30 protein-coding genes, 1 other RNA gene and 1 riboswitch are annotated in these 24,723 nt (G+C 74.3%); of the genes, 13 read left to right on the top strand and 18 right to left on the bottom strand.

The genetic code is table 11. The annotated features are described in order from the left end of the window. Window positions 1-729 carry a helix-turn-helix domain-containing protein gene (locus tag PHK61_RS27670; RefSeq protein ID WP_274284251.1) on the bottom strand — a complete coding sequence of 243 codons (729 nt, stop codon included), beginning with the start codon at window positions 727-729 and terminating at the stop codon, window positions 1-3. A 158-nt stretch (window positions 730-887) separates the two neighbouring features. Between PHK61_RS27670 and PHK61_RS27665 the strand changes: the two genes are divergently transcribed. Further along, window positions 888-2,225 (top strand): MFS transporter, encoded by a 1,338-nt coding sequence (locus PHK61_RS27665; RefSeq protein ID WP_274284250.1) that lies wholly within the window; start codon window positions 888-890, stop codon window positions 2,223-2,225. Here PHK61_RS27665 and PHK61_RS27660 read toward each other — a convergent pair. Then, window positions 2,131-3,249, bottom strand: coding sequence for a DUF2332 domain-containing protein (locus PHK61_RS27660; RefSeq protein WP_274284249.1), 1,119 nt, complete (start codon window positions 3,247-3,249; stop codon window positions 2,131-2,133). The two genes, PHK61_RS27665 and PHK61_RS27660, sit on opposite strands and share 95 nt — an antisense overlap. Before the next feature lie 56 nt (window positions 3,250-3,305). Beyond that, window positions 3,306-4,157: an oxidoreductase gene (locus tag PHK61_RS27655; RefSeq protein WP_274284248.1), complete on the bottom strand. Its 852-nt coding sequence runs from the start codon at window positions 4,155-4,157 to the stop codon at window positions 3,306-3,308. A 100-nt stretch (window positions 4,158-4,257) separates the two neighbouring features. Between PHK61_RS27655 and PHK61_RS27650 the strand changes: the two genes are divergently transcribed. Then, window positions 4,258-5,115 carry a helix-turn-helix transcriptional regulator gene (locus tag PHK61_RS27650; RefSeq protein ID WP_274284247.1) on the top strand — a complete coding sequence of 286 codons (858 nt, stop codon included), beginning with the start codon at window positions 4,258-4,260 and terminating at the stop codon, window positions 5,113-5,115. Window positions 5,116-5,202: 87 nt separating this feature from the next. Next, window positions 5,203-5,604: a nuclear transport factor 2 family protein gene (locus PHK61_RS27645; protein WP_274284246.1), complete on the top strand. Its 402-nt coding sequence runs from the start codon at window positions 5,203-5,205 to the stop codon at window positions 5,602-5,604. A gap of 8 nt (window positions 5,605-5,612) precedes the next feature. Here the strand turns inward: PHK61_RS27645 and PHK61_RS27640 are convergent, their stop codons facing one another. Together PHK61_RS27640 and PHK61_RS27635 are read right to left on the bottom strand one after the other, a co-directional pair. Further along, complete coding sequence (locus tag PHK61_RS27640; protein ID WP_274284245.1) at window positions 5,613-6,842, bottom strand: ArsB/NhaD family transporter; 1,230 nt, start codon at window positions 6,840-6,842, stop codon at window positions 5,613-5,615. A gap of 16 nt (window positions 6,843-6,858) precedes the next feature. Beyond that, window positions 6,859-7,617 (bottom strand): sulfite exporter TauE/SafE family protein, encoded by a 759-nt coding sequence (locus PHK61_RS27635; protein ID WP_274284244.1) that lies wholly within the window; start codon window positions 7,615-7,617, stop codon window positions 6,859-6,861. A gap of 134 nt (window positions 7,618-7,751) precedes the next feature. Here PHK61_RS27635 and rnpB point away from each other — a divergent pair. Continuing rightward, window positions 7,752-8,150, top strand: an RNA gene (gene rnpB, locus PHK61_RS27630) — RNase P RNA component class A. Between the two features lie 57 nt (window positions 8,151-8,207). Beyond that, window positions 8,208-8,750, top strand: a complete 543-nt coding sequence (locus PHK61_RS27625) for a dihydrofolate reductase family protein (protein ID WP_274284243.1) — start codon at window positions 8,208-8,210, stop codon at window positions 8,748-8,750. Between the two features lie 3 nt (window positions 8,751-8,753). Here the strand turns inward: PHK61_RS27625 and PHK61_RS27620 are convergent, their stop codons facing one another. Further along, on the bottom strand, window positions 8,754-9,113 hold the full coding sequence (locus tag PHK61_RS27620; RefSeq protein ID WP_274284242.1) for an MmcQ/YjbR family DNA-binding protein: 360 nt from the start codon (window positions 9,111-9,113) through the stop codon (window positions 8,754-8,756). A gap of 29 nt (window positions 9,114-9,142) precedes the next feature. Between PHK61_RS27620 and PHK61_RS27615 the strand changes: the two genes are divergently transcribed. Together PHK61_RS27615 and PHK61_RS27610 are read left to right on the top strand one after the other, a co-directional pair. Continuing rightward, the gene (locus PHK61_RS27615; RefSeq protein ID WP_274284241.1) at window positions 9,143-9,496 is read left to right on the top strand and encodes a VOC family protein; all 354 of its coding nucleotides are present in this window, start codon (window positions 9,143-9,145) and stop codon (window positions 9,494-9,496) included. Between the two features lie 60 nt (window positions 9,497-9,556). Further along, window positions 9,557-9,629: riboswitch (guanidine-III (ykkC-III) riboswitch) on the top strand. Window positions 9,630-9,641: 12 nt separating this feature from the next. Continuing rightward, window positions 9,642-9,956 carry a DMT family transporter gene (locus tag PHK61_RS27610; RefSeq protein ID WP_274284240.1) on the top strand — a complete coding sequence of 105 codons (315 nt, stop codon included), beginning with the start codon at window positions 9,642-9,644 and terminating at the stop codon, window positions 9,954-9,956. Between the two features lie 3 nt (window positions 9,957-9,959). On the opposite strand, the gene PHK61_RS27605 is transcribed toward PHK61_RS27610, so the two are convergent. Then, on the bottom strand, window positions 9,960-11,102 hold the full coding sequence (locus tag PHK61_RS27605) for an agmatinase family protein (protein WP_274284239.1): 1,143 nt from the start codon (window positions 11,100-11,102) through the stop codon (window positions 9,960-9,962). Then, window positions 11,099-12,604 (bottom strand): APC family permease, encoded by a 1,506-nt coding sequence (locus PHK61_RS27600; RefSeq protein WP_274284238.1) that lies wholly within the window; start codon window positions 12,602-12,604, stop codon window positions 11,099-11,101. Before PHK61_RS27600 ends, PHK61_RS27605 begins: the two co-directional genes overlap by 4 nt. Window positions 12,605-12,790: 186 nt before the next feature. Here PHK61_RS27600 and PHK61_RS27595 point away from each other — a divergent pair, with 186 nt between their 5' ends. Next, window positions 12,791-13,603, top strand: a complete 813-nt coding sequence (locus tag PHK61_RS27595) for a GntR family transcriptional regulator (RefSeq protein WP_274284237.1) — start codon at window positions 12,791-12,793, stop codon at window positions 13,601-13,603. Here PHK61_RS27595 and PHK61_RS27590 read toward each other — a convergent pair. From PHK61_RS27590 to PHK61_RS27580, 3 genes are read right to left on the bottom strand one after another with little or no spacing between them, the layout of a single operon-like run. After that, window positions 13,600-13,854, bottom strand: a complete 255-nt coding sequence (locus PHK61_RS27590) for a helix-turn-helix domain-containing protein (RefSeq protein ID WP_274284284.1) — start codon at window positions 13,852-13,854, stop codon at window positions 13,600-13,602. The two genes, PHK61_RS27595 and PHK61_RS27590, sit on opposite strands and share 4 nt — an antisense overlap. After that, window positions 13,851-14,318 (bottom strand): DUF2975 domain-containing protein, encoded by a 468-nt coding sequence (locus PHK61_RS27585; protein WP_274284236.1) that lies wholly within the window; start codon window positions 14,316-14,318, stop codon window positions 13,851-13,853. The genes PHK61_RS27590 and PHK61_RS27585 overlap by 4 nt, the downstream gene beginning before the upstream one ends. A gap of 50 nt (window positions 14,319-14,368) precedes the next feature. After that, complete coding sequence (locus PHK61_RS27580) at window positions 14,369-14,947, bottom strand: dioxygenase family protein (RefSeq protein ID WP_274284235.1); 579 nt, start codon at window positions 14,945-14,947, stop codon at window positions 14,369-14,371. A gap of 450 nt (window positions 14,948-15,397) precedes the next feature. On the opposite strand from PHK61_RS27580, the gene PHK61_RS27575 reads away from it, so the two are divergent. Further along, window positions 15,398-16,258, top strand: a complete 861-nt coding sequence (locus PHK61_RS27575; protein ID WP_274284234.1) for a polysaccharide deacetylase family protein — start codon at window positions 15,398-15,400, stop codon at window positions 16,256-16,258. A gap of 11 nt (window positions 16,259-16,269) precedes the next feature. Here the strand turns inward: PHK61_RS27575 and PHK61_RS27570 are convergent, their stop codons facing one another. After that, window positions 16,270-16,761: a pyridoxamine 5'-phosphate oxidase family protein gene (locus tag PHK61_RS27570; RefSeq protein WP_274284233.1), complete on the bottom strand. Its 492-nt coding sequence runs from the start codon at window positions 16,759-16,761 to the stop codon at window positions 16,270-16,272. Between the two features lie 40 nt (window positions 16,762-16,801). Then, a complete protein-coding gene (locus tag PHK61_RS27565) occupies window positions 16,802-17,671 on the bottom strand; it encodes an NAD-dependent epimerase/dehydratase family protein (protein WP_274284232.1) in 870 nt (289 codons plus the stop codon). A 122-nt stretch (window positions 17,672-17,793) separates the two neighbouring features. On the opposite strand from PHK61_RS27565, the gene PHK61_RS27560 reads away from it, so the two are divergent. Continuing rightward, complete coding sequence (locus PHK61_RS27560) at window positions 17,794-18,453, top strand: biliverdin-producing heme oxygenase (protein ID WP_274284231.1); 660 nt, start codon at window positions 17,794-17,796, stop codon at window positions 18,451-18,453. Window position 18,454: 1 nt separating this feature from the next. Here the strand turns inward: PHK61_RS27560 and PHK61_RS27555 are convergent, their stop codons facing one another. The 4 genes from PHK61_RS27555 to PHK61_RS27540 form a co-directional block, all read right to left on the bottom strand. Beyond that, the gene (locus tag PHK61_RS27555; protein ID WP_274284230.1) at window positions 18,455-19,087 is read right to left on the bottom strand and encodes a class I SAM-dependent methyltransferase; all 633 of its coding nucleotides are present in this window, start codon (window positions 19,085-19,087) and stop codon (window positions 18,455-18,457) included. A gap of 140 nt (window positions 19,088-19,227) precedes the next feature. Beyond that, window positions 19,228-19,524 carry an EthD family reductase gene (locus tag PHK61_RS27550; protein ID WP_274284229.1) on the bottom strand — a complete coding sequence of 99 codons (297 nt, stop codon included), beginning with the start codon at window positions 19,522-19,524 and terminating at the stop codon, window positions 19,228-19,230. Between the two features lie 91 nt (window positions 19,525-19,615). Beyond that, window positions 19,616-20,065, bottom strand: coding sequence for a DUF6918 family protein (locus tag PHK61_RS27545; protein WP_274284228.1), 450 nt, complete (start codon window positions 20,063-20,065; stop codon window positions 19,616-19,618). 98 nt (window positions 20,066-20,163) lie between these two features. Next, complete coding sequence (locus PHK61_RS27540) at window positions 20,164-21,306, bottom strand: alpha/beta fold hydrolase (RefSeq protein ID WP_274284227.1); 1,143 nt, start codon at window positions 21,304-21,306, stop codon at window positions 20,164-20,166. Window positions 21,307-21,599: 293 nt separating this feature from the next. Between PHK61_RS27540 and PHK61_RS27535 the strand changes: the two genes are divergently transcribed. Beyond that, window positions 21,600-22,313 (top strand): hypothetical protein, encoded by a 714-nt coding sequence (locus PHK61_RS27535; RefSeq protein ID WP_274284226.1) that lies wholly within the window; start codon window positions 21,600-21,602, stop codon window positions 22,311-22,313. Between the two features lie 85 nt (window positions 22,314-22,398). On the opposite strand, the gene PHK61_RS27530 is transcribed toward PHK61_RS27535, so the two are convergent. Further along, window positions 22,399-22,704 carry a hypothetical protein gene (locus PHK61_RS27530; protein WP_274284225.1) on the bottom strand — a complete coding sequence of 102 codons (306 nt, stop codon included), beginning with the start codon at window positions 22,702-22,704 and terminating at the stop codon, window positions 22,399-22,401. A gap of 268 nt (window positions 22,705-22,972) precedes the next feature. On the opposite strand from PHK61_RS27530, the gene PHK61_RS27525 reads away from it, so the two are divergent. Further along, window positions 22,973-23,923 (top strand): alpha/beta hydrolase, encoded by a 951-nt coding sequence (locus PHK61_RS27525; protein ID WP_274284224.1) that lies wholly within the window; start codon window positions 22,973-22,975, stop codon window positions 23,921-23,923. Between the two features lie 50 nt (window positions 23,924-23,973). Further along, the gene (npdG, locus tag PHK61_RS27520) at window positions 23,974-24,672 is read left to right on the top strand and encodes an NADPH-dependent F420 reductase (RefSeq protein ID WP_274284223.1); all 699 of its coding nucleotides are present in this window, start codon (window positions 23,974-23,976) and stop codon (window positions 24,670-24,672) included. Window positions 24,673-24,723: the final 51 nt, after the last annotated feature.

Raw genomic sequence — 24,723 nt, 5'->3', positions numbered from 1 at the left:
TCACGCCTCGAGCTTCTTGATCTCGGCCTCCAGCCGGACCAGGACGTCGACCTGGGCGGTGTTGTAGAGCTCGCGCATCGCGACGACCATCGTCTCGCCCGCGCGCCGCCGCCCGAGCGGACTGTCGGTCCCGACGTCGGGCACGGGGTGGCTGGCGCGCAGCGCGCGGCTGGGGGCGGCCATCCGCTCGGCGAGGTCCTGGCGGGTGGCCTCGTCGGCGTCGGCGGGGAGGTCGTCGAACTCGGTGAACGACGGGTCCTTGGGCACGTCCCGGAGCATGTCCGCGTACGCCTGGAGGCTCTGCTCGCCCAGCACCCGGCTCATGACCACGGTGAACGCGCGGTCGGCCTCGGAGAGCTCGACGGTGCGCGCGACCCGGCCCAGCTCGGGCGGCAGGTCGGTGGGCGAGGACTGGCTGAGGATCAGCCCGAGCTCGACCCGGGCGCGCTGCAGGCGCTCGATGGTCGCGGCGAGCTCGGCGTCGAGGGTGCGCAGGGCCTCCTCGGGGTGGTCGTCGGCGTCGCCCATCTCCTCGATCTGCGCCAGCGAGAAGCCCAGGTCGGTCAGGCGCTTGATCCGCAGCACCCGCACCAGGTGCGCGACCCCGTACTGCTTGTAGCCGTTGGCGCGGCGCTCGGGCTCGTCGAGCAGCCCCACCTCGTGGTAGTGCCGCACCGCCCGCAGCGTCGTCCCGGTGAGCTCGGCGAGCTGGCGGGTGCTCCACCCCATGGGTCGGTCCTCCTGGTCACGGCGACGGACGTCCACAGTGGAAACCGTGCCGCCGCGTCACGGTCAAGCGTGGCGTGGGTCACCTCGCCCCGTCCTTGAGCGTGCCCCGACGGCCGGGTGCGTCCTGGGTCCCCTCACGGGACCACGGGAGGCACACGATGGCAGGCGACCGGACGCGCCGCGGCACGACGACGTTCTTCGTCTCCTACGGGCTCTCGCTGCTCGGGCAGGGGATCGCGTCGGTCGTGCTGCCGCTGATCGTGCTCGCCCGCACCCGCGACGTCCTCGCCGCGGGTGTCCTCGCGACCGCGACGACCACCGCCGCGGCGGTCGCGGGGCTCGTGTCCGGGCTGCTCGTCGACCGGATCGACCGACGCCGCGTCTCGGTCGCCTGCGACCTGCTCGCCGCGGGCTCCGTCGCGGCCCTGCCGGTCGTCGACGTCCTCGTCGGCCTCGACCTGGGGTGGTTCCTGGTGCTCGGCGTGCTCGGCGCGGTCATCCGCGTGCCCGGCATGACCGCGCGCGAGACGCTGCTGCCCGCGCTCGCCCGCCTCGGCTCCGGGGGCCCCGGCGCGCTGGACCGGCTCGTCGCCACCCGGGAGACGGTGGCCAACGTCCTCGTCCTCGTCGGTCCCGGGCTCGGCGGGCTGCTCGTCGGCGTGCTCGGGGCCTCGCCGGCGCTGCTGCTGGCGACCGCGGCGACGAGCCTGCTCGCCGCCCTGACCGCGCTGCTCGTCGACCCGCGCGCCGGCGCGGTCGCCCCGGGGGAGCCGGGTGCCGGCGGTGCGGTCCGCCGCGCCCTGACCGACCTGGTCGACGCCTGGCGCTTCCTCGCCCGCCAGCGCCTGGTGCTGGGCGCCACGCTGCTCACCGCGGTGCTCGCCGCCGTCCTGGGCGCGCTGCAGAGCACGCTCATGCCCGCCTACTTCACCGGCGAGGGCCTCGCCGGGCTCACCGGCCTCACGCTCTCCGCGATCGCCGGCGGCGGCATCGCCGGCTCCGCGCTCTACGCCGCGCTCGCCGAGCGGCTGGCGCGCCGGACCTGGTTCGTGATCGGGATGGTCGGCACGCTCGCCGGGTTCGGCACGGTCGGCAGCATGGCCTCGCCGTGGCTGGTGCTCACCGGCTCCGCGGTCGTCGGGCTCACCTACGCCCCCGCGGCCGCGCTCCTCGGGGTGATCATCATCGAGGCCACGCCGGACGCCCTGCGCGGGCGGGTGCTCGGTGCGCAGAACACGGTCGTGCTCGCCGCCCCGGCCCTCACCACCGCGCCGGTCGCCGCCGTCGCCGCCGGCGCCGGGCTGCCGGTCGCCGGCCTCGTGCTCGCCGCGTTCGTGGGCGTCGCGACCCTGCTCGCGCTCGCCGCCCCGGCGTTCCGGGCGCTCGACGACACCGGAGCGCCTAGAACCACTCCAGCCACGCCCCACCCGGGTGCGCCAGACCCAGCACCTCCCCGGACGACGACCCGTCCCGATGCACCGACAGGTGTCCGATGACCCCCGTGACCCCGGCCCGGGTCGCCTCCAGCGCGCGGGGCGGCACCCGCAGCGACTGGGTGCTGTCGCGGCCCTCGGCGCCGAGCGGCAACAGGGGGTCCACCGAGATCCACGCGACGTCGCGGCCCAGCTCGGCGAGACCGCGGCGGAACCCGGCCCGCTGCTCGTCGGTGAGGAAGACGGTGACGTATGTGTCGACGAGCACCAGCAGCGCGTCGCCGGGCATCCGCGCGCACAGGGCCGGGAGGTCCTCGACGAGGTCGGCGCGCACGGTCGTCGCCGGGTGCGTCCGCGCGATCTCGGAGGCGGCGGCGAAGCGGTCGACGGCGGAGGTCTCCGGCGGGATGCAGGCGGCGAGCCAGTCGCGCACGCGCTCGTCGTCGAGGTCGAGCGGCTCGACGTCGACGCCGAGCCGCGCGGCGATCGTGGGCAGGCGCGACGGCAGCGGCGCCGGCCGCCCGCGCAGCTCGGGGGCCAGGGTGAGCGCGGCGTCCGCGGGCCCGAGGGTCCGGCCGGCGAAGTCGTAGCGGTAGCGGTCGAGGTGCAGCCCGAGACCCGCGCCCGTGCCGAGGTCGACCAGGGCGATCGGCCGGTCGGGGTCGAGACGCGAGAGGACCGGGACGACGTCGGCGCTGCGGGCGACCTCGTTCATCTGGTAGCGGTGCTCGACGCAGAGCAGGGCGAGCTCGTCGGCGTGCTCCCGGGCGAAGGCCACCAGCGCCGGGCGGAAGCCGTCGTCGAGGGCCGGCTGCCCCGACCCGGGCACCGGGAAGTACCCCGCGAGCGGCTCGGGCCGGTCGCGGGCCACGAGGTAGCGCACCGCGGCGCTGAGCAGCAGCGGCGGCAGGCGGTCGAGCGGGATCGCCGCCCCGAGCTCGAGCAGCTCGGGCTCGTCGGCGATCGCCGTGAACAGCTCGGCGGTGAGCGCCCAGCTCGGGGGCGTGTCCGGCCCCGACCACCCGGCCGCGATGCCCTGGGCCTGTTCACGCACGCGGGCGCGCGCCTCCACGTCGGCTGCCGTCACGCCGCTGAGCTTGCCGAGCCGCGGACCGGCCGCGCAACGCGACCGGCCCGGCTCGCTCAGATGGCGTCCAGCTCGGCCACGGCGTCGTCGGGCAGCACGAGGTCGGCCGCGGCGAGGTTCTCCCGCAGGTGCGCCCGCGACGACGTGCCGGGGATGATCAGCATCGTCGGCGAGCGCTGCAGCAGCCACGCCAGCGCGACCTGCTGCGGGGTCGCCCCGACGCGCTCGGCGACGCGGGCGAGCGTGTCGGACTGCAGCGGGCTGAACCCACCGAGCGGGAAGAACGAGGTGTAGGCGATCCCCTCGGCGGCGCAGTGGTCGACGAGGTCGTCGTCGGTCCGGTGCACCAGGTTGTAGTGGTTCTGCACGCACACGACCGGTGCGACGCCGCGGGCCTCCTCGAGCTGGGCGGGGGAGACGTTGCTGACCCCGAGGTGGCGGATCAGGCCCTTCTCACGCAGCTCGGCCAGCGTCGTGAACGCCTCGGTGAGGGGCTCGTCGTGGTCGTCGGAGACGCGCAGGTTGACGACATCGAGGGTGTCGAGGTCGAGTCGCTCGAGGTTCTCGTGCACCTCGCGGACCAGCTCGTCGGGCGAGGTGTCGAGGTTCCACGACCCGTCCTCGCCGCGCCGGCAGCCGACCTTGGTGACGATCCGCAGGTCCGCGGGGTAGGGGTGCAGGGCCTCGCGGAGGATCTCGTTGACGACGAACGGGCCGTAGAAGTCGGACGTGTCGATGTGCGTGACGCCCCGGTCGACGGCCTCGCGCAGCACGGCGACGGCCTCGTCGCGGTCGCGTGGCGGCCCCATGACACCCGGCCCGGCGAGCTGCATGGCGCCGTAGCCCATGCGGGTCAGGACGAGGTCGTCGGCCAGGGCGAGGCGGTCGGTCAGCTCGGATGTGGTCATGGACCCAGGCTTACCCGCCCGCCACACCCCGGGGAGCGACGGATCGTCCTGGTACATCCCGTACCCCCCGGCGCGCCGCGATCGGGCGGATGATCGGGGCGTGAGCACCGGGGAGCTGGCCGCCGCCCTGCGGACGTGGCGCGACCGCACGGATCCCGCCGACGTCGGGATGGCCGCCAACGCGCCGCGCCGCGCGCCGGGCCTGCGTCGCGAGGAGCTCGCGCTGCTCGCGGGCATCTCCATCGACTACGTCGTGCGCCTCGAGCAGGGCCGCACCCGCACGCCGTCCGCGCAGGTCTGTGCGTCGCTGGCCCGAGCGCTGCGGCTCTCGGACGCCGAGCAGGCCCACCTGTTCCGCCTCGCCGGCCACGCCACCGACGGCGGCCGCGTGTCCCGGCGCATCCCGGTGGGCGTGCGCCGGATCGTCGAGGCCCTGCACGACAGCCCCGTCGGTGTCCTCGACGCGACCTGGACGCTGATCTCGTGGAACCCGCTCTACGCCGCGCTCATGGGCGACCCGACGGCGCTGCCCGAGCGCGAGCGCAACACGCTGTTCCGCCTCTTCGTCACCGGCGAGCCGAGCTCCCGGGTGCGGCACACCCCCGAGGAGCGCGACGCGCTCGCCCGCTCGCTGGTCGCCGACCTCCGCGGCAGCACCAGCCGCTACCCGCACGACCCGGACCTCGCCGCCCTCGTCGCCGAGCTCGCCGCCACCGGCCCCGAGTTCGGGGCGCTCTGGGACTCCGGGGCCGTGGCCGAGCACCACCAGAGCCGCAAGGTGATCGCGCACCCCGAGGTCGGCGACGTCGACATCGTCTGCGACACCCTGACCACCGCCGAGGACGACCTGCGCCTGCTCGTCTTCACCCCAGCGCCCGGCTCCGACGCGCGCAGCCGCCTCGACCTCCTCGCGGCGGTGGGCACGCAGGCGATGGTGATGAGCCGTCCGCAGGTCTGACTGTCGATACGTACATCTACGGACTGCCGGACCCTCTCGTGTCGGCGCAGGCTCGCTCCACGAGCCGTCTCCGACCAGGGAACCACCATGAGCACCGTCGCCACCGACAACGCCGCCCTCGTCCGCAGCGCCTACGAGGCCTTCGGACGGGGCGACATCCCCGCCGTCATCGATTTCCTCGCGCCCGAGGTGGTCTGGATCGAGACCGAGGGCGGGCCGTACGGCGGTGTGTACGAGGGCCCGCAGGCGGTGCTCGAAGGAATCTTCGCCCGCGTGGGCTCCGACTGGGACGGGTTCGTCGTCGACGTGGAGCGCGTGCTCGCCGACGGCGACACGGTCGTGGGGATCTGCACCTACCGCGGGACCTATCGGGCCACCGGTCGGGAGATGGTCGCGCGCGTGGTCCACGTCTGGGAGATCCGCGACGGTCGGGCGCTGCGCATGGAGCAGTTCGTCGACTCCGAGCAGCTCAACGCCGCCGCGCGCTGACCCCGGCCTCAGACCACCGACGCCAGCGCGGCCGTCCCGGCGAGAAGGGCAGCCGGCACGGTCGCGAGCCCGGCGATCGTGAACGTCCCCAGCGGGGCGGGGACGCCGCGGGAGGCGAGCACGCGCCGCCAGAGCAGCGTGGCCAGCGAGCCGACGGGGGTGAGGTTCGGCCCCACGTTCACCCCGATGAGCACGGCGAGCACGGCGCCCACCGCCGGGGTCGGGCCGAGCGCGGCCAGCAGGACCAGCGTGGCCGGCAGGTTGTTGACGAGGTTCGCGAGCACGGCCGCGATCGCCGCCAGCCCGAGCAGGGCGCCGAACGACGTGCCGGCGGGGAGCAGGCCCGCGACGAGGTCGCCGAGCCCGCGGTCGGTCACCGCGGCCACCACGACACCGAGGGCCAGCACGAACAGGCAGAACAGGGGTGAGGCCGCAGCCACGACGTCACGGACCCGGGTGCGGTGGGTCGCGAGGGTCCGGGCCGCCATCGCCGCCGCGCCCGCCACCGCGACCCACACCGGCTCGATGCCCAGCGGCGACGAGGCGGCGAAGCCGAGCAGTGTCGCGGCCAGGACGGCGAGCGCGACGCGGGGGACCGGCGCCTCCTCGGCCGGGCCGGCGGGCTCGGCGGGCGTGGCGAGGTCGTCGCGGAACGTCAGCCGCAGCCCGACGTACTCGACGAGGAGCACGGCGAGCTGGGGCAGCAGCATCAGCCCGGCGAACCCGAGGAACGACAGGCCGCTGGCCTGCAGGGCCAGCAGGTTGGTCAGGTTGGCGACGGGCAGCAGCAGCGAGCCGCTGTTGGCCAGGTGCGCGCAGGCGAAGGCGTGCGGGGCCGGGCGCGCGCCGAGGCGCCGGGCGGTGTCGAGCACGACCGGGGTCAGCAGCACGACGGTGGCGTCGAGGCTCAGGACCGCCGTGGTCACCGTCGCGGCGAGGACGACCAGCGCGAACAGGCGCCGCGGGCGGTGCCGCGAGTGGTGGGCGAGCAGCCCGCCGGCCCAGCGGAACACGCCCTCGGCGTCCGCGAGGTGGGCGAGGACCAGCACCGCGGCGAGGAAGCCGACCGTCGGCCCGAGCTCGCGGACCTCGTCCCACGCGGCCGCCGGCGCGATCAACCCGGTCGCGAGGACGATCAGCGCCGCGGGGAGCGCGGCCGCCGCCTCGGGCAGGTTGCGCGGGCGGGTGACGGCGCCGACGAGGACGACGGCGAGCAGGCCGACCGCGAGGACCGTCATGGCCGTCCTGCCCGGGTCACCGCAGGAACAGGTAGATCGCGACCGCGACCCCGAGCACGACGACGCTCCAGCGCAGCACGCCGTCGGGCATCTTCTTGGCGACGGCCATGCCGAGGAAGCCACCGATGAGCGTGGTCGGCGCGAGCAGGAGCACCGCGAACCAGTCGACGGGGGCGAAGAGCGCGAACAGCACGACGGTCACCGTGCTCGTCACCAGCGAGAGCAGGACCTTGACCGCGTTGAGCCGCTGGAGGGTGTCGTGGGCGAGCAGCGAGAGCACGGCGATGAGCACGACGCCCAGCGCGCCGCCGAAGTAGCCGCCGTAGACCGCGGCGACGAAGATCGTCGGCAGCAGCACCCGGGGGTTGTCGGCGGTGCGCTCGGCGCGGCCCGTCCACCTCTTGATCCACGGCTGCGCGCCGAGCGTGAGGCTCGCGAGCAGCACGAGCACGGGCACGACGGCGTCGAACACCTGCTGGGGGAGCACCAGCAGCAGCGCGCAGCCCAGCGCCGACCCGAGCGCGGCGGCGATGCCGGTGCCGACCAGGCGCCGGCGCTGCCCGCGCAGATCGCTGCGCGCGTTGACCGTCGAGCCGGCGTAGCCCGGCCACTGGGCCACGGAGTTCGTCACGTTGGCGGGCAGCGGCGGCATCCCGACCGCGAGCAGGGCGGGGAACACGATCAGCGACCCGCCGCCGGCGACGGCGTTGACCGCTCCCGCCAGCAGCCCGAGGGCGGCGAGCAGCACGATCTGGAGCACCGACGGGTCCGACACGGTGAGCGACGCTAACGGTCGAGGCGTGCGCCCGCGGCTCGGGTGCCGCCCGACCGGCACGTTCCGCATGATCGCGAGGGCGTCCGGGATGCCGGACGTGCCGTTCGCGGCGGTTGTACCCTGGTCGGCGCGGACGAGTCGGCCGGGCGACCGCGGCGGGTGATCCCCGTCGAGGAAAGTCCGGACTCCACAGGGCAGGGTGGTTGCCAACAGCAACCCGGGGTGACCCGCGGGACAGTGCCACAGAGAACAGACCGCCATCGGGCTCGCCCGGTGGTGAGGGTGAAACGGTGGTGTAAGAGACCACCAGCGTCCTGGGCGACCAGGACGGCTCGGTAAACCCCACCCGGAGCAAGGTCAAGAAGGTCGGTCCGCGAGGACCGGCCGCGCAGGTCGTCCGAGGGCTGCCCGCCCGAGACCTGCGGGTAGACCGCTGGAGCCCGCCGGCGACGGCGGGCCGAGATGGATGGTCGCCACCCACGCGCCCGCAAGGGACGTGGGCACAGGATCCGGCTTACAGGCCGACTCGTCCGCCCCGCACGCCGCATCCGTCGGGATGTCGGCGCCCGCGCCCCGACTAGCCTGCCGTCATGCGTCCCCTGCGCTACTCCATCAACGTCACGCTCGACGGGTGCTGCGACCACAACGCCGGGGTCCCGGCCGAGGACCTGCACCGTCACGCGGCGCAGACCCTCGCCCGCGCCGACGCCCTGATCTTCGGTCGCGTCGTCTTCGAGCTGATGGAGGCCGGGTGGCGCGGCCCGGCGGGGGACCGGCCCGCCTGGACGGAGCCCTTCGCCCGGTCGATCAACGAGGCGAAGAAGTACGTCGTCTCGAACACGCTGACCAGTGTCGACTGGAACGCCGAGCTCGTGCGCGGGGACGACCTGGAGGCGACCGTCCGGCGGCTGAAGCAGGAGCCGGGGGAGGGGCTGTACGTGGGCGGCGTGACGCTCCCGCTGGCCCTGGCCGAGCTCGGGCTGATCGACGAGTACGAGTTCATCGTGCACCCCCGGCTGGCGGGCCACGGACCGACACCGTTCGCGGGGCTCTCGCGCTACGTCGATCTCGAGCTCGTCGGCCGGCAGGAGTTCAGCGGGGGCGCGGTGTCCCTGCGGTACGTGGTCGCGTGACGATCACCCCGGCCCGTCGGGGTGGGCGAGGTCGTAGGCGCGGGCGAGCTTCTTCGGCACGACCATGCGCCAGGCGTCGACGACGAACTCGCGCGCCTCGGCCGGGTCGAGGGCGGCCAGGGTCGACTCGACCCAGTTGAACCGCAGCTCCGAGGTGCGCGGCAGGTGGAAGCGGCCGGGCTGCCCCTCGACGAGCGCCGCACGCTCGTCCTTCGGGAACGCGAAGCCCATCTCCGTCTCGTCGCGCGAGAACGCGACGTAGACGATCTGCCCGACGCGGAACTTCAGGCATCCGCGCACGACCACCGGGTACGAGCGCTCCAGGCTCGAGCCCAGCGGACGCACGTCCTCGACGCTGGCCACACCGGGCAGCATGCCCGGAGACTGGGCCCGTGCGCGTCACCCGCATCCACACCGACCTGCGCGTGCCCGACATCGCGGCGGCGCGGGAGTTCTACGCCGGCTACCTCGGCCTCACCGACGAGAGCATCGGCATGGACTGGGTGACCCGGTTCTCGTCGCCGCACACCGGGGCGGACGTCCAGCTCGTCACCCGCGACGCCACGGCGCCCGAGGACCCGGTGGCGTCCATCGCGGTCGACGACGTCGAGGCGGCGTACGCGGAGGCCCGCCGGCGCGGGTTCGAGATCGTGCACCCGCTGCAGACCGAGCCCTGGGGCGTGCGCCGGTTCTTCGTCCGGGCCCCGGACGGCAACGTGCTCAACATCCTCCAGCACGTGGACTGAGCGGAGACCAGCCTCACCGGGTCGCGCCTGGCCGCGCCGTCACCGGGTTGCGACCATCGTGATGAGCCCCGGGGGAGAGCGGGGTTCCTGGACGAGCGGCGCCGTACCCAGACCACGACAAGACGGCAGCCCTGCGAGGTCCGTCATGGCGTGGATCGTGCTGGTCGTGTCCGGGGTGCTGGAGGCCGTGTGGGCCACCGCCCTCGGCAGGACCGCCGGCTTCTCCCGGCTCACCCCCTCGATCGTCTTCGTCGCCGGCCTGGTGCTGAGCATGGTGGGGCTGGCCTACGCGATGCGCTCGCTGCCCACCGGCACCGCGTACGCGGTGTGGGTCGGCATCGGTGCGGCGCTGACCGTCGCCTACGCGATGGCGACCGGTGACGAGGCGGCCTCCCCGCTCAAGATCGTCCTGTTGCTCGGGGTCGTCGGCTGCGTGGTCGGGCTGAAGGTCCTGTCCTGACCGTCAGGTCCCGTCGCCGGGGGCGCGCGTGCCCAGCTTGCCCTCGGCGACGAGGACGCCGAGCACGTCCATGATCGCGCGGCACCCGAGCTGGGCGGTGGAGTCGCTGGTGTCGTAGGGCGGGGAGATCTCGATGACCTCCATCCCGCAGATGCCCTCGCGCGCGATCGTCCGCAGGGCGTGCAGCGCCTCGCGGGGGAGCAGCCCGCCCGGCTCGGGCGAGCCGGTGCCCGGCGCGATGCCGCCGTCGACCGAGTCGATGTCGAAGGACAGGAACACCGCGGCGGCGTCCTTCCACGCCACCTCGAGCGCGATCTCGACGGCCTTGTCGATGCCGAGCTTCTCGACGTCGCCGATGGTCATGACCGTCGTGTCGCGCTCGTGGGCGACCGAGAGGCCGGGCCGGGAGCCGTACCAGCCCCCGATCCCGATCTGGACGAGGTTCTCCGGCGGCACGTTCGGGATGTTCGTGGCGTGGAACCAGTGCGTCGTGTGCATGCGCTCGTCCATGTCGCGCTCTTGGATGTCGATGTGGCGGTCGAAGTGGATGATCCCGACGTTGCCGTCCACGTACTTCGAGATCGCGCGCACGTCGGGGTAGCCGATGGAGTGGTCGCCGCCGATGATCACGGGGAAGACGCCCTGGGAGACGACGTGCGAGATCGCGCGGTCGATCTGGTCGAACGTCTTCTCGATGTTGGAGGGGATGACGAAGACGTCCCCGGCATCGCAGAGCGCGAGCTCCTCGTCGAGGTCGACGCCCAGGTCGAGGCTGTAGGAGTCGTAGACCGCGGAGATCCGTCGCACCGCCTGCGGGCCGAACCGGCAGCCCGAGCGGTACGTGGTCCCCATGTCGAACGGCACCCCGATGACCGCCGCGTCGTAGCGGCCGACCTCGCGGATGTCCTCGCAGTAGGGCGCCTTGAGGAACGTGTTGATGCCGGCGAAGGCGGGCTGCGCGCCCCGCGAGAACGTGCTGATGCGCCGGTCCTGCACCGAGTCCGCGGCCTCGAGCCCGTACTCGAGACCCTGCTGCACCGCGCGGTGCTGGGCCGTCGCCGGGATCTGGGCGAGGCGCCGCAGCCCCTGCATCCCCTGCAGGGTCGAGCGGTCGAAGCCGTGGGACTGCTCGGGGCCGTCCGTCATGCTGGGTCCCTCCCGGGTACGGGCTGCTCGGCCGACGGGAGCCCCATCGACACGCTGTTCTCGACGAACCGGCGATCGGGGCGGCTGGCGAGGAAGTACGCCAGCCCGACCGCGCCGAAGCAGGCGAGCCCGAGGAGGAACGCGTAGGTCTGCCACCACGGCAGGCCCAGGTCCCGGGGCCACGCGATGTTGATGAGCTCGAAGGTCAGCCAGAGCACCGCGACAACGTTGATCACCAGGGCGAGCGTCCCGGAGCGGCCCTTGTCGTCGCGCCACCGCCCGCGCATGCGCTGGTAGAGCAGGGCGACCACCGGGGCGAGGAACCCGACGTAGTAGGCGCCGGTGGCGAACGCGACGAGCACGGTCAGCGCGTTCGCGTAGACGAAGGCGAGCGCCGAGAGCGTGGCGACCAGGCCGACCGCGAACAGCGGCGTCTGGTTGCGGGTGGAGACCCGCCGCCACACCCGCGAGAGCGGGAGCATGCCGTCGCGGGCGTAGGAGAACACGACCCGCACGCCGGTCGCCTGGACGGCGATCCCGCAGGCGATGAACGCGATCACGACGACGACCAGGAAGGGCTTGGCCGCCCACTCGCCGAGCCCCGCGACCACGGCGTCCGAGACGGGGTCGGCGGACTGCCCGCTGATGACTGCGCCGATGTCGGGGTGGGCGAGCACCAGGGCGCAGGCCGCGAGGATGTCGACCGCCCCGACCGTGATCAGCGAGACGACGATCGCGCGCGGCACCTGGCGGCGCGGCTCGCGGGTCTCCTCGGCCACGCTGCCGCAGGCGTCGAACCCGAGGATGACCCAGCCGCCGATGGCCAGCGCGGCGATGAAGGCGGGGAGGAACGGGCCCCCGTCGGGCGTCATGGACGTGTCGACCAGCGTGCTGACCGGCTGCACGCGGAACAGCGAGATCAGGAGGATGCCGATCCCGATGCTCGCCACGAGCTCGCAGGCGATGCCGATGTTGACCACCCACCGCAGCAGGTGCAGGCCCGCCGCGTTCACCGAGGTGAAGATCGCCATGACGATGAGGCCGAGCAGCACGCTCTGCGCCGTGGTCGGTTCCTCCCAGCCGAGCAGCTGGCCGAGGAAGAAGCCGCCGCCGTAGGCGACCGTCGACAGCGTGAGCACGAGCGCCCACATGTAGATCCACCCGGCCCACCACCCGTACGCCGGGCCGACGAGCCGCCGGGACCACTGGTAGATGCCCCCGGCCAGCGGCCAGCGGCTCGCCAGGTTGGCGTAGACCAGCGCGACGAACATCTGGCCGACGAGCACGATCGGCAGCACCCACACCCAGGCGGGCCCGGCGGTCTGCGCGCCGAGTGCCACCACGGTGTAGAGGCCGACGATCGGGGAGATGAAGGCGAACCCGAGCGCCCAGTTGGTCCAGAAACGCAGGACCCGGGGCAGCTCCTGGCGATAGCCGAACTCGGAGAGCAGGCGGTCGTCCTCGGAGCCGGCCGGGGCCGGCGTCGTCGTCGCTTCGTCCATGGCCCGTCCTGTCCGGTTGCTAGAACAAGTGGGGCCGTCAGTAGAGGGGGCGCGGAGGAGGGTGTCAAGACTCGATCAGGCCCGTGACCTGCGCAGATGAACCATTGGACCGCGCTCAGAGCGACCGGTTGTCCGGTGCCGTCTTGTATGGTTGTCCCATCGACCGAGATCTGCAGGGAGCCGAGGATGGCCAGGTGGAGCGGGAAGATCCCCGCCGGCGCGGGCGCGCTTGACCGGACGAGCTTCGTGCCCCTGTACTACCAGCTGCAGGAGCTGCTGAAGCAGCACATCGAGTCCGGGACCTGGCGGCCGGGAGACGTCCTGCCCTCCGAGCCGGAGCTCGCGCGGCACTTCGGGGTGAGCCGCGTCGTCGTGCGCCAGGCGCTCGCCATCCTCGAGGACGACCGCCAGATCCGGCGGGTCCGCGGCCGCGGCACCTTCGTCGCGCCACCCAAGCGGGCGTCCCGCGCGGGCGGCCTGTCGCGCCAGCTCGGCTCGCCGGAGGCCGCGCACGGCGGGGTCCTCATCCTCGACGTCGGGGTCCCGGTAGTCGAGCGCAGCATCCGCGAGCGCCTCGACGCCGCCGCGGGGGAGGACGTCCTCCGTGTCACCTCGCTGCTCACCTTGGACGAGACCGCGCTGGCGATCGCGTATTCCTTCTTCCGGCGGGCGGACGCGAGCTGGTTGGAGGAACGCCTGCACGTGGGGCGCCACCTGCCCGAGGGGCTGTCGCTCGCCGACCACGGCGTCGTGCTGGGCCGCTCGCAGATGTCGATCGAGACCAGCCAGTGCGGGCAGTTCGAGGCCGACCGCTTCGGGGTCCCGCACCGGACGCCGGTGTTCCTGGTGCTGTGCACCGAGTACCGGACGACGGCGTCCGGGGACCGGCCCTTCGAGGTGGCCCGGGTCGAGTACCGGGGTGACGTGGTGCAGCTCCGCCTCGACACCGGGACCGACCGCGGGAGCGGGCTCGAGGCCGTCGTCGGGCCCGGCCGCTAGGAGCCGACGGGGTGGGTGTCCGCCGGCGCGGCCGGGCTCGTCGCGTCGTCGGGCACCCAGCGCAGGACGTCGCCGGGCTGGCACGCGAGCACCCGGCACACGGCGTCGAGGGTCGTGAAGCGGACGGCCTTGGCGCGCCCGTTCTTGAGCACGGCGACGTTCGCGGGCGTGATGCCCACCGCCTCGGCGAACTCGGCGACCGACATCTTGCGGCGCGCGAGCATGACGTCGATGTCGACGACGATCATCAGACGACCTCGTCGAGCTCGCGGCGCAGCACGGTCGCGTTGGCCAGCAGGCCGCGCATGACGACCATGAGCAGCGCGTAGGCGGTGCCGCCGACCGCGATGCCGCCGCCGATCAGGATCAGGCCGGGCGCGTCGTCGATCTCCCCGTAGTGCATGCACGCGGCGGCGACCAGGAGGGCGGCGACGAACCCGGCCACCGTGACCACCCGGACCCAGCGGAAGGCGCCGTCGTCGAAGATCGCCTCCCGGCGCACCATCCCCAGCAGCACCCACAGCGCGACGAGCCCGACCTCCAGCGCGGCGAGCGCGCCGACGCCGAGCACCGCGTAGAGGACCGCGATCCCGGTGATCCCGCCGGCGCCGAGCGCGAGGACGACGGCCACGACGATCGCGACCTGCGCGGCGAGGGCGCCGAGTGCGATGCCCACGAGGAGCGCTCGGAGGGCGACGATGACGAGCGGACTCATGCATCGATCATCGACCGATACCTATCGACCGTCAATAGGTAGTAGTCGGGTCACAGCGTCCGGGTGTCGACGCGGACGGGGAGTGTCACGGTGTAGCCGCGGGCGACGTCGCCGGTGACCGCGGCGAGCTGGCTCGCGCCGCCGTCGTCGCCGAAGACGGTGTCGCCCGCCAGGCTCACCTCTCCCAGGTTCGCGACCGACTGCTCGTACCCCGGCTGCGCGTACACCTGCCGGCAGGTCTCCTCGGGCAGGGCGACCTGCGAGGTGGCGATCGTGGTGGCGGCGTCGGCGATGCTCACGGCGTCGGGATGGACCTCGACGTGCACGTGCGGCCACCGCCCCGCGTAGCAGGCCGGGACGACGCTGGTGAAGCGGACGGCGCCCGCGGCGTCGGTGATCTGGACGCCGCGCAGGTAGTTCTCGTCCTCGACGCCCGGGGAGTAGAGGGAGTACCCGCCGGCCCGGTCGCAGTGCCACACGTACACCGCGGCCCCGACGAACGGCGCCCCGCCGCGCGCCAGGTCGGCGACGGAGAGCTCGAGGGTCATGAGGACGCCGTCGGCGACACCGGTGGGTCCGCCGAAGCTCGGGCGGATGTCGCTGCGCACGATCCCGCTCTGCGTGAGCACGTTCGCGCCGTTCGACCCGTCGGCGGGAACGGCCCGGCCGTCTCCTCGGGGATCTCGCCCGGGCTCGTCCCCGCCCGCACGGGCGGACCCCCGCAGGCGGCGACGCCGACCGCCACCGCGCCGAGGCCGAGGAGGCGCAACGCCCGCCGGCGGCCGAGCGTGCCGAGGTCGAAGGCCAGCCCCTGGTCCTCGAGGTCGGCGTCGGGGCGCGGGAGCGGTCGGTGGTCCACGGGTCCTCCGTACACGTCGATCACGGCGTCCGGGTCCAGGGCACGCGATCGAGCTGTGCGGACGATGTGCCGGCACCCGTCGCGCCCTGTGCATCAGACATCGGAGGCGATTCACTCGATCAGAGGTGGAGGGTCTATCGCGAGTCACGAGCCGACCCTCTATGGTGACCAACGCTGTGACGCGTGTGGTTCCTGTGACTGATGGGACGGTTGAGATCGAATGCTCACCCCTCGGCAGCGCGTCATCCTGCGCCAGATCGTCAGCCCGCCGTACATCTACCGGTGGGCCGGACTCCTCACGACGATCGCGCTGATGACCGGCGTGACGTTCGTGGTGCTCAGTGACGTCGGGGCGCGCCAGGTGCTGGCCACCGGGGCCGCGCCCGTGGTGGCCACGGGGCCGGCCGGGAAGCCGGTGCGCTCGGTGGCCGACGCCCCCGCGCTCGGCATGCCCGGCATGGCGCGGCCGGCGATCACGTCCTCCCTGCTGACCGTCACGGACTCGAGCGTCGACCGGCCCGCGGTCGCGCTGACCTTCGACGACGGGCCCACCCCGGAGTACACGCCGCAGGTGCTCGACCTGCTCGCCGAGTACAACGTCAAGGCCACGTTCTGCACGATCGGCAACCAGTCGGTCGCCCACCCCGAGCTGATGCAGCGCATCATCGCCGAGGGCCACCGGCTGTGCGACCACACGATGACCCACGACGCCACCGTGGGGCAGAACCCCCACGACCTCATGAGCCGCCAGCTCGGCACGAGCAGGACCACGATCGCCGGCAGCGTGCAGCCTCCGGCGACGATCGACTACTTCCGCGCGCCGGAAGGCGCCTGGACCCCGGCGCTCGACCAGGTCGCCGCCGAGACCGGCATGCGACCCCTGGGCTGGTCGGTGGACACCCTGGACTGGACCCAACCCGGGTCCGCCGCGATCGTGAACAGCGTCAAGCAGGGCCTGCACCCCGGCGCGATCGTGCTCTTCCACGACGGCGGCGGCCCGCGGGACCAGACGGTCGCCGCCGTGGCCGAGCTCCTGCCGTGGATCCAGGAGCAGGGCTACCAGTTCGTCTTCCCCAGCTGAGCCGTGCGCGCTCAGTGCTTGCGGATGACCTTCTCCGCGCGGCCCTCCCGCCAGGTGGTGACGTCCATGTGCTCGTCGCCGACGGCCACCGCGGCGGCACCGACGATGTCCGCGCGGAGGAACTGGTCGAACCGCTGGCCGCGCAGATCGAGTCCGATCTCCGCGTAGACGGCTTCGGCGAAGCGCTGGTGCAGCGCCTCGTCGCGGACGTCCTCGACCCGGCCCCACAGCTTCGCGTCGCCGTCGCCGACCTGCGTGTCGACGGTCGCGGTGTGCAGCGCGAAGCGGGGATCGGCCCGCAGATCCTCGAACTTGGCGGTGTCGGGCATGCCGACCAGCCACAGGTCGCCCTCGAGGAAGCGCGGCTCCATCGGGCTGATGCGCGGGAAGCCGTCGGGGCGCAGCGTCCCGAGCATGCAGAGACAGCCGGTGGCGGCGTGACGGCGCGTGAAGACCTCGGCGATGCGGGGCGCGGCCGCGGCGAAGTCGGTCCAGAGAGCCATGGGGACGACGGTAGGGGCGACCCCCGACAGCGCCGGCGGATCAGGAGGGCGGCGGCGTGCGCGGTGTCCACGCGTCGCGGACGATCCGGTCGATCGTGGAGCGGCGGGCCGTCCAGCCGAGCTCGTCGCGCGCCGGCGCCGGGTCCACCGTCACCACCGGGGCCTCGGGCGCCCCCTCGCGGTGGCGCGCGGGGACGACGCGGCCGGTCACCCGCGCGACCGCGTCGAGCACCTCGCGCACCGTCACCGGCTGCCCGCTGCCGATCGGCAGCGCCCGGTACGTGCCCGGCGTGGCCACGGCGAGCGCCGCGACCACGGCGTCGGCGGCGTCCGCGACGTGCACGAGGTCGCGCACCGCCGACCCGTCCCCGTTCACCACGAACTCGCCGCCGCCGGCCGCCGCGGCGAGCACCGCCGGGAGCAGACGGGTGCGGTCGGTGTCGCCGGGTCCCGCGACGTTGGCGAACCGCAGCGACACGGCCCCCACCGTTCCGGCCGCGGCGACATCGCGCACGGCGACCTCGGCGGCGAGCTTCGAGGCCCCGTAGGGGTGCGCGGGCGGGCGCCCGCTCCTCCCGAGCGCGGCGGTGGAGGCGAGCACGATCCGGGCGCCCGGCCGCAGCGCGTCGAGCACCGCGAGCGTGCCGCCGACGTTGGTGCGCCAGGTGCCGAGGGGATCGGCGCGGGATTCGCGCACGCGCACCACGGCCGCCAGGTGGCACACCGCGTCGACGTCCCGCAGCGCCGCGGACACCTGGTCGGGACGCTCGAGCGATGCCGTCCGGGTCTCCACCGGTCCCGCGACCGGGCGCGAGCGGGTGACGCCGACGACGTCGTGCCCGGCCGCGACCAGCGCCGATACCACCGCCCGCCCGACGAAGCCGCCCGCCCCCGTCACCGCGACCCGCACGACGGTCAGCCTCGCAGGATCCGCCCGGCGATCGAGGTGAGGGTAGCCTTACCCGGCGGCGGACCCTACTGTCGTGCCGGAGACCGGTGACACCCGGCGACACCCGGAGGCGGACCGTGAGCGTGAGCGAGCCCCAGCCCTTCTCCCAGTCCCTGCGTCGGGCCACCGCGGCCGCCCACGACCGCGCGCACCACTCGCGCTACATGGACGCGCTGTTCGGCGGGCGCCTCGCGCTCGCGCACTACGGCACGCTCGTCGTGCAGTACTGGCACATCTACGCCGCGCTCGAGGACGGCGCCGACCGCCTCGCGGAGCACCCGGTGGTCGGCGGCTTCGCCGTCGACGCGCTGCGCCGTCGCGACGCCATTGCCGCCGACCTGGCGTTCCTGCGCGGCCCCGACTGGGCCGACGACCTGCGCCCGCTGCCCACCACCGCCGCCTACGCCGGGCGCATCCGCGAGACCGTCGACGCCTGGCCCGGCGGCTGGGTGGCCCACCACTACACCCGCTACCTCGGCGACATCGCCGGCGGGCAGGCCGTGCGGGTGCTGCTCGAGCGCACCTACGGGGTGACCGGGGACGGGGCGCGGTTCTACGACTTCGGCGCGCTCGGCCCCGTGCCGCCCTTCCGGACCCACTACCGCGGGTTGCTCGACGCCGCCGACTGGGACGAGGTCGAGCGCGCGCGGATCACCGACGAGGCCTGCCACGCCTTCGAGCTCAACATCGCGATGCTGCGCGAGCTGGCCGACACGGTGCCACCGGAGCACCTGGCGGCCTGAGCTACGCCTCCCGGCGGGCGACCGCCAGCCACGCCGGCAGGTCGACGTGCGCGCCGACGGGCACCCGGAGCAGGTCGGCCTGCTGCGCGTCGGGCACGCGCCCGCGGTACGTGCTCTCGCGGAGCTGCTCGAGCCGCCAGCCGGGGCGCGAGAACGCGCGGCGGATCTCGTCGTCGGTGACCTCGGGGCCGAACGCGGGCCCGGGCGCCAGGGCGAGCAGGACGACGCGGCCCCCGCCGACGACGACCTCGCGCAGGGCGTCGGCGTAACGGGCCTGGTCGTCGCCGTCGAAGATGTGGAACAGCGCGCTGTCGAGGACGGTGTCGAAACCGCGCAGCTCGACGGGGTCCAGCGCGTCCGCCACGACGAACACCGGGTCGACCCCGTGCGCGGCCGCGACGGCGCGGGCGCGGTCGAGGGCGGCCGGGGCGGAGTCGGCGCCGACGACGTCGTAGCCGTGCCCGGCGAGCAGCACGGTGTGCTCGCCGGTGCCGCAGCCGAGGTCGAGCACGCGGCCGCGCAGGAGGCCCTCGGCCTCGGCGGCCACGATGGCGGGCTGGGGCTCGCCGATGATCCACGGGGGCTCGTCGGTGAGGTAGGAGTCCTGGAAACGGAACGGTGCGGGGGTGGTCATGGGGACCTCCTGGGCTCGTGATCGTCGCTGCGGGCCGAGCCTCCGCCCTCGACCTCGCTCGAGGTCAAGAACCCGGACCGGGCGGGCGTCCCGCCGCGCCGCCACGAGGAGGACGGCGGCGCGGCGAGCGAGCACGGACGTCAGTCGTGGGCGACGAACATGGTCACGCCGCCGGTGGCGAAGTTCGGGACGTCCCCTGCGGCGGCCTGCCCGGCCTCGGAGCCCATCCCGGACTGCAGGGACTCCATCGAGTCGAAGGTCAGCTCGGCCATGAGGTAGTAGGGCGGCGGGTTGCCGTCGAGCGAGGAGCAGTGCCGGTAGGTGAACGCCGTGACCCCGGGGATCGGGTCGACGAGCGGAGCGTGGGTCGTGCGGTAGTACTCGTCGAACGCGGCGGGGTCGGTCGGGTGGCCGTACAGGACCGTGAGGATGTGCATTGGATCACTCCACCACGAACGACGGCCCCGGAGCCACGGTCCGTTCGTACGGTCCGCGGCGCCGGGGCCGGCGTGGGGGAGCGGGGAGGGCTCAGACGCGCGCGTGCTTCTCGATCACGGCGCCGAGGCCGGGCAGGGCCTCGATGACGTTCTCCTGGGCCTTCGGGCGCAGCTTGCTGTAGATCGAGGTGATCGTGCCGCGGCTGCTGCGCTCGGCGCGGCGGTCGGTGACCGCGAGGAGGGCCTCGGAGGCCTCCTGCGGGCGCGTGCCGAGGAAGGTGCCGAAGTCACCGGTCGCCTCGGTGGTGTAGGTGGCCCAGAAGGGCTCGAGCTGCTCGACGAACTCGTCGAGCATCTTGTCGAGCGCCTCGCGGACGATGCCGGGCTTGATCTTCTTCAGGCCGGCGTAGCCGGTCTTGACGACGCCGCCGGAGAGGCCGCTCTTGTTCGCGACCTCGGAGTCGACGAGGCCCTGCAGGTCGTCGATGACGGCGCTGCGACGGTCGGAGTCGAGAAGGCGAGCCTTGAGCGTCTCGGCCATCGGTGTCCTTCCTCGGGGAGCAGGGGGAGCGGCGCCGACCGTACGGGAGCACCGGGGCCGGATCTCCACTAGGGGCGGCCGAATGACACGTGTGTGGTTCAGCTGTCGTCGTGCGCCGTGAGGAACTCCCGGAGGTCGTGCCAGGAGTTCTCCCGGGCCCGCCGACCGGCGAGCACGCCCAGGTGTCCGCCGGGCCGCACGTCGAACCGCAGGTCGGGGCAGGCGGTGAGCAGCTCGGTGGCGCGCTCGACGGCCGCGACCGGCGCGATGACGTCGTCGGCGCCGGCGACCAGGAGCACCGGGACCTCGACGTCGGCCAGGCGCACCGGCCGCCCGGCGAGGCGCAGCCGGTCCTCCGCGAGGTCGTTCGAGCGGATGACGTGGTGGTAGATCTGCCCGAACGCCCGGCCGGGGTAGGCGGTCATGCCGGCCATGAGCAGGTCGACGGCCTCGATCTGCTCGAGCAGCTCGCGGTCGTCGAGGTGCGTCGCGAGGGTCACCGGCTTGGTCAGGTAGCGCTCGACGCTGGTCAGCTGGAACGCCCACTTCACCGCGGTGGCGGGGAACGAGCCGAGGGTCCGGTAGGCGGCGGAGAAGATGCGCCCGCCCGTGTACTCGGCGACCGACCGGAACGGCGCCACCAGGGGGACGGCGGAGACGTCGACGGGTGACGCGAACGCCGTGACCGAGCGGATGGGGGCGCCCGAGACCCCGCTCGCGGCCGCGAGCAGCGCGAACAGGCCGCCGAGGCTCCAGCCCGCGAGGTGGACCGCGCTGTCGCCGTGCCGGTCCGCGATCGCGTACAGGGCCGCCGGGACGATCTCGTCGACCCACAGCTCGAGACCGCGTCGTCCGGCGGCCGGGCCCGTGGCGTCGTAGGTGACGATGACGATCTCGCGGCCGGTGGCGAGGAGGTCCTCGACGAGGCTCGCCCCGCGGCGCAGGTCGAAGGCGAAGTCGGGCGCCCCCAGCGGCGGGACGAGCAGCAGCGGAGCGAGGGCCGGGTCGACCGGGGCGGTCGGCTCGTAGCGGTACACCGTGTACCCGTCGCCGTGGTGGATCGGCAGCCGCGGCATCCGGCGGGTGTCGGCGAGGTGGCCGTGGGTCGCCCAGTCGCGGACGTTGCCCCACGCCTGCGCAGCCGTGTGCCGCGGGACGCCGGCCAGCCCGGCGAGGGCGGGCAGCGCGCCGCGGGGCGCCCTCCCGTCGGACGGGTCGTCGTCGGACGGCGCGGCGGTCACACGCGCCGATACTAGGGCCGTCCGGGCATCCGTGATCGCCCGCACTCACTCACGCGTCGTGATACCGCCTCACCCTCGGTGACTCCGGGCGAGGGGTCCCGGCGCCGTTCCCGCATCTCGGGGCCGATCGCAGGTCCAGCGCACTGCGCCGTCCGGGCCGTCCGCGGTCCGCCCGATCGGCAGAACCACCGTCACACCGGCGGCGCGTTGGACCGGGTGGCGCCGCCTCGGGATCTCCGCACGTACCCGCCAGGGGTGCCGCAGCGCACGCCGAGGGACGAGGAGAACGCGACGTGAGCCTGTGGGAACCGACCTCGGCGGTCACCGACGAGCTGTCGCGCGACCCGCGGCCCCGCACCGAGACGCCCTGCGATCCGCCCCCCCTCCCGCGCGCCGAGCGCCGGGCCCGGATGTCGCGGATCGCGGCGGGCCTGGGCGTCGGGATCATGGGCGCGGCCTCCCTGACGACGGCGGTCTACCAGACGACGACCCAGGCCTCGACTGCTCTCGGGATGCCCGGCGCGGTCGACGAGCTGCACAGCCCCCTGCCCTGGGCCGCCGTGCCGGCCGCCGCCGGGCCCGCGCTCCCGCCGTCCACCACGATCACCCCGACCGTGGCCGACCTGGCCCTGCGCGCCGACCAGCAGCCCCTGCCGTCCCCGCCGGCCCCCGCCGCCGGGCCGGCGCCCGCGGGTCCCGCGCTCGCTGCCGCGGCGCCCGAGCCCGGGACGCGCGCGGCACCCCCGGCCCGCGGGACCGCCCGCCCGTCGTCCCCGGGGACCTCGCCCGGCTCGACGCGGCCGACCAGCTCGACCGGGTCGAGCACCGCGCCGCCGTCGAGCCCGACCTCCTCGCCGGAACCGACCACCCCGAGCTCGCCCTCCGAGTCGCCGAGCGAGACGCCGAGCGAGTCGCCGTCCGAGTCGCCGTCCGAGGCGCCCAGCTCGGCGCCGTCGTCGGGGACGGAGCCGACGGGCGGGACCACGACGCCCTCCGGCGTGGGCTGAGCACACGGGTCGGCGCCCGGGAACGCCGACGGCCCCGCTCCCCCGGGGGAGCGGGGCCGTCGGTGCGGGACCCGGTGGGCGCCGGTCAGCCCCGGGGGCGGCGCAGCGCCGTGCGGCGCTCGGGGCGCAGGTGGTAGACGACGGTCGGCAGGACCACGACGGCGACGAACGGCAGCCCGACCAGCGGCAGGACGAACAGCAGCGCCAGACCGACGAGCATCACGACGAGCGCGGTGAGCGGGTTCGTCGCGAGCTCGCCGAGGCGCACGAGGCTCGGGTGCCGGCGCGCGGCGGTGCCGACGCGACCGACGACGCCGGCCGGGGTCGGGCGCGGCGCGGCGGGGACGGGGCGGGGGAGGGTCGGGGCGGTGTTCGGCCAGGGGAGAGCCATCGCGAGCGTCGGTCCTTCGGGGTCGTGAGGGTCCAGCGGGGCGCGTCGGGGAGCCACGCCGGGGCTCGCGGCCGGGTGGGCCGGAGAGCTCCGGGGCGTCGCGGAGATCGACACCGGGATGACGCCTGTGCGACCCGGGTGGTTCCCGCCGTTCGGTATCGATTCGGCAACGGCGGTCTCCGACGTCGCCGACCATCATCCTCGCGTCACCCGGATGGCCGCAGTGCCCCGAGCAGGTGATCCTCCGCGGCCTCCTAGGGTGACCCGAATGACCGGCGTACCCGACGGTGCCGGCGCGGACACGCCCCGCGCACCCCTCGATCCGGGCGTGCGGGCGCTGCTCGACCGGTGGGCCGACCAGCCGCCGATGTTCGCGGGCACGGCGCCCGGGACGACCGACGGCGTGCCCGAGGCGCGCGCTCGTTTCGCCGCCCAGATGGCCGAGGGCGCGGGGCCGGCGCCGCGGGCACCCGAGCGGCGCGAGGCCGGCGGGGTCGCGGTCCGCGTGCACCGCCCGGCGGACCCCGCCACCGACGCGGTCGTCGTGTTCCTCCACGGCGGCGGGTGGGTGCTCGGCACCGGCGACGCCTACGACACGGTGGCCGCCCGGCTCGCCGACGACCTCGGCGCGCTCGTCGTCGCCGTCGACTACCGGCCCGCGCCCGAGCACCCGTTCCCGGCGCCGCTCGAGGACACGCTCGCGGCCGTCCGGGCGGTGACCGGGGACGGGACGCGCTACGCCCTCGTGGGGGACAGCGCCGGCGCCAACCTCGCCGCCGTCGCCGCGCTGACCCTGCGCGACGAGGGGCGCCCGCCGGCCGCCTGCCTGCTCGTCTACCCGCCGCCGGACTTCGAGGGTCGCTACCCGTCGGTGGCCGAGAACGCGGAGGGCTACTGGCTCACGGCGTCCGACGTGAAGACCTGCTCGAAGCTCTATCTCGCGGGCCACGACCCGCGCGGTGACGCCCGGCTCTCCCCGCTGCGGGCGCCGACGCTGGCCGGGTTCCCGGCGACGATCGTGGCGACGGCGGGCTACGACCCGCTGCGCGACGCCGGTCACGCGTTCGCCGACGCCCTGGCCGCCGCGGGTGTGGACGTGCGCCGCCGCGAGCACCCGACGCTGGTGCACGGCTTCTACGGGTTCACCGCCGCGGTGCCCGCCGCCGACACCGCCGTGACCGCGCTGCACGCCGAGCTCGCCGAGCTGCTCGCGCGCTGATCGTGGTAGGAAACCGTCCGATCTGACCGTTCGTGGCAGGGAGCGACCCCGTGAGTGCACCGTCCTCGTCGGACCAGGCCATCGACCCGACCGCGTGGACGGTCGGGGTCCTCGGTGGCACCGGCAACCAGGGCAAGGGGCTGGCGCTGCGCTGGGCCGCCGCCGGCATCAAGGTGATCATCGGGTCCCGCGTGGCCGAGCGCGCCGAGAACTCGGCGCAGGAGTACTGCGACGCCACCGGCGTCGACCACGTGCGCGGCACCGACAACGCCACCTGCGCCGCCGAGGCCGACATCGTGCTCGCCGCGATCCCGTGGGAGTCGCACGCCGACACGCTCAGGGGCCTCGTCGAGCCGCTCCGGGGCAAGATCCTGATCGACTGTGTCAACCCGATCGGCTTCGACAAGAAGGGCCCCTACCCGCTGCCCGTCGAGGAGGGCAGCGCCGCCCAGCAGGCCGAGCAGCTGCTGCCCGAGACCCGGGTGACCGCGGCGTTCCACAACGTCTCGGCGGTCCTGCTCGCCGACCTCGAGCAGCCGCGGGTCGACTGCGACGTGCTGGTGCTCGGCGACGACCGCGAGGCCACCGACGTCGTGCGCGCGCTGGCCGACGCCATCCCCGGCGTGCGCGGTGTCTACGGCGGCCGGCTGCGCAACGCCTACCAGGTGGAGTGCCTGACCGCGAACCTCATCGCGATCAACCGTCGCTACAAGGTTCACGCCGGCATCAAGATCACCGACCTCGACTAGGGCGTGTCTCTTGGATCACGACCGGGACCAGAGCACGAGGCTGGCGAGCAG

Source organism: Actinomycetospora lutea, from assembly GCF_028737205.1.
Taxonomy (GTDB): domain Bacteria; phylum Actinomycetota; class Actinomycetes; order Mycobacteriales; family Pseudonocardiaceae; genus Actinomycetospora; species Actinomycetospora lutea.
Note: the sequence above shows the minus strand (reverse complement) of the source record. Positions and strands in the feature narration are given on the sequence as shown.

What these genes read in the sequence shown, in the direction of transcription:
- PHK61_RS27575 (WP_274284234.1), top strand. Translation starts at nt 15,398, where the DNA reads ATGCTCACCCCTCGGCAGCGCGTCATCCTGCGCCAGATCGTCAGCCCG.
- PHK61_RS27610 (WP_274284240.1), top strand. Translation starts at nt 9,642, where the DNA reads ATGGCGTGGATCGTGCTGGTCGTGTCCGGGGTGCTGGAGGCCGTGTGG.
- PHK61_RS27550 (WP_274284229.1), bottom strand. Translation starts at nt 19,524, where the DNA reads ATGCACATCCTCACGGTCCTGTACGGCCACCCGACCGACCCCGCCGCG.
- PHK61_RS27545 (WP_274284228.1), bottom strand. Translation starts at nt 20,065, where the DNA reads ATGGCCGAGACGCTCAAGGCTCGCCTTCTCGACTCCGACCGTCGCAGC.
- PHK61_RS27655 (WP_274284248.1), bottom strand. Translation starts at nt 4,157, where the DNA reads ATGACCACATCCGAGCTGACCGACCGCCTCGCCCTGGCCGACGACCTC.
- PHK61_RS27555 (WP_274284230.1), bottom strand. Translation starts at nt 19,087, where the DNA reads ATGACCACCCCCGCACCGTTCCGTTTCCAGGACTCCTACCTCACCGAC.
- PHK61_RS27570 (WP_274284233.1), bottom strand. Translation starts at nt 16,761, where the DNA reads ATGGCTCTCTGGACCGACTTCGCCGCGGCCGCGCCCCGCATCGCCGAG.
- PHK61_RS27640 (WP_274284245.1), bottom strand. Translation starts at nt 6,842, where the DNA reads ATGACGGTCCTCGCGGTCGGCCTGCTCGCCGTCGTCCTCGTCGGCGCC.
- PHK61_RS27600 (WP_274284238.1), bottom strand. Translation starts at nt 12,604, where the DNA reads ATGGACGAAGCGACGACGACGCCGGCCCCGGCCGGCTCCGAGGACGAC.
- PHK61_RS27625 (WP_274284243.1), top strand. Translation starts at nt 8,208, where the DNA reads ATGCGTCCCCTGCGCTACTCCATCAACGTCACGCTCGACGGGTGCTGC.
- PHK61_RS27670 (WP_274284251.1), bottom strand. Translation starts at nt 729, where the DNA reads ATGGGGTGGAGCACCCGCCAGCTCGCCGAGCTCACCGGGACGACGCTG.
- PHK61_RS27665 (WP_274284250.1), top strand. Translation starts at nt 888, where the DNA reads ATGGCAGGCGACCGGACGCGCCGCGGCACGACGACGTTCTTCGTCTCC.
- PHK61_RS27585 (WP_274284236.1), bottom strand. Translation starts at nt 14,318, where the DNA reads ATGAGTCCGCTCGTCATCGTCGCCCTCCGAGCGCTCCTCGTGGGCATC.
- PHK61_RS27595 (WP_274284237.1), top strand. Translation starts at nt 12,791, where the DNA reads ATGGCCAGGTGGAGCGGGAAGATCCCCGCCGGCGCGGGCGCGCTTGAC.
- PHK61_RS27530 (WP_274284225.1), bottom strand. Translation starts at nt 22,704, where the DNA reads ATGGCTCTCCCCTGGCCGAACACCGCCCCGACCCTCCCCCGCCCCGTC.
- PHK61_RS27605 (WP_274284239.1), bottom strand. Translation starts at nt 11,102, where the DNA reads ATGACGGACGGCCCCGAGCAGTCCCACGGCTTCGACCGCTCGACCCTG.
- PHK61_RS27645 (WP_274284246.1), top strand. Translation starts at nt 5,203, where the DNA reads ATGAGCACCGTCGCCACCGACAACGCCGCCCTCGTCCGCAGCGCCTAC.
- PHK61_RS27525 (WP_274284224.1), top strand. Translation starts at nt 22,973, where the DNA reads ATGACCGGCGTACCCGACGGTGCCGGCGCGGACACGCCCCGCGCACCC.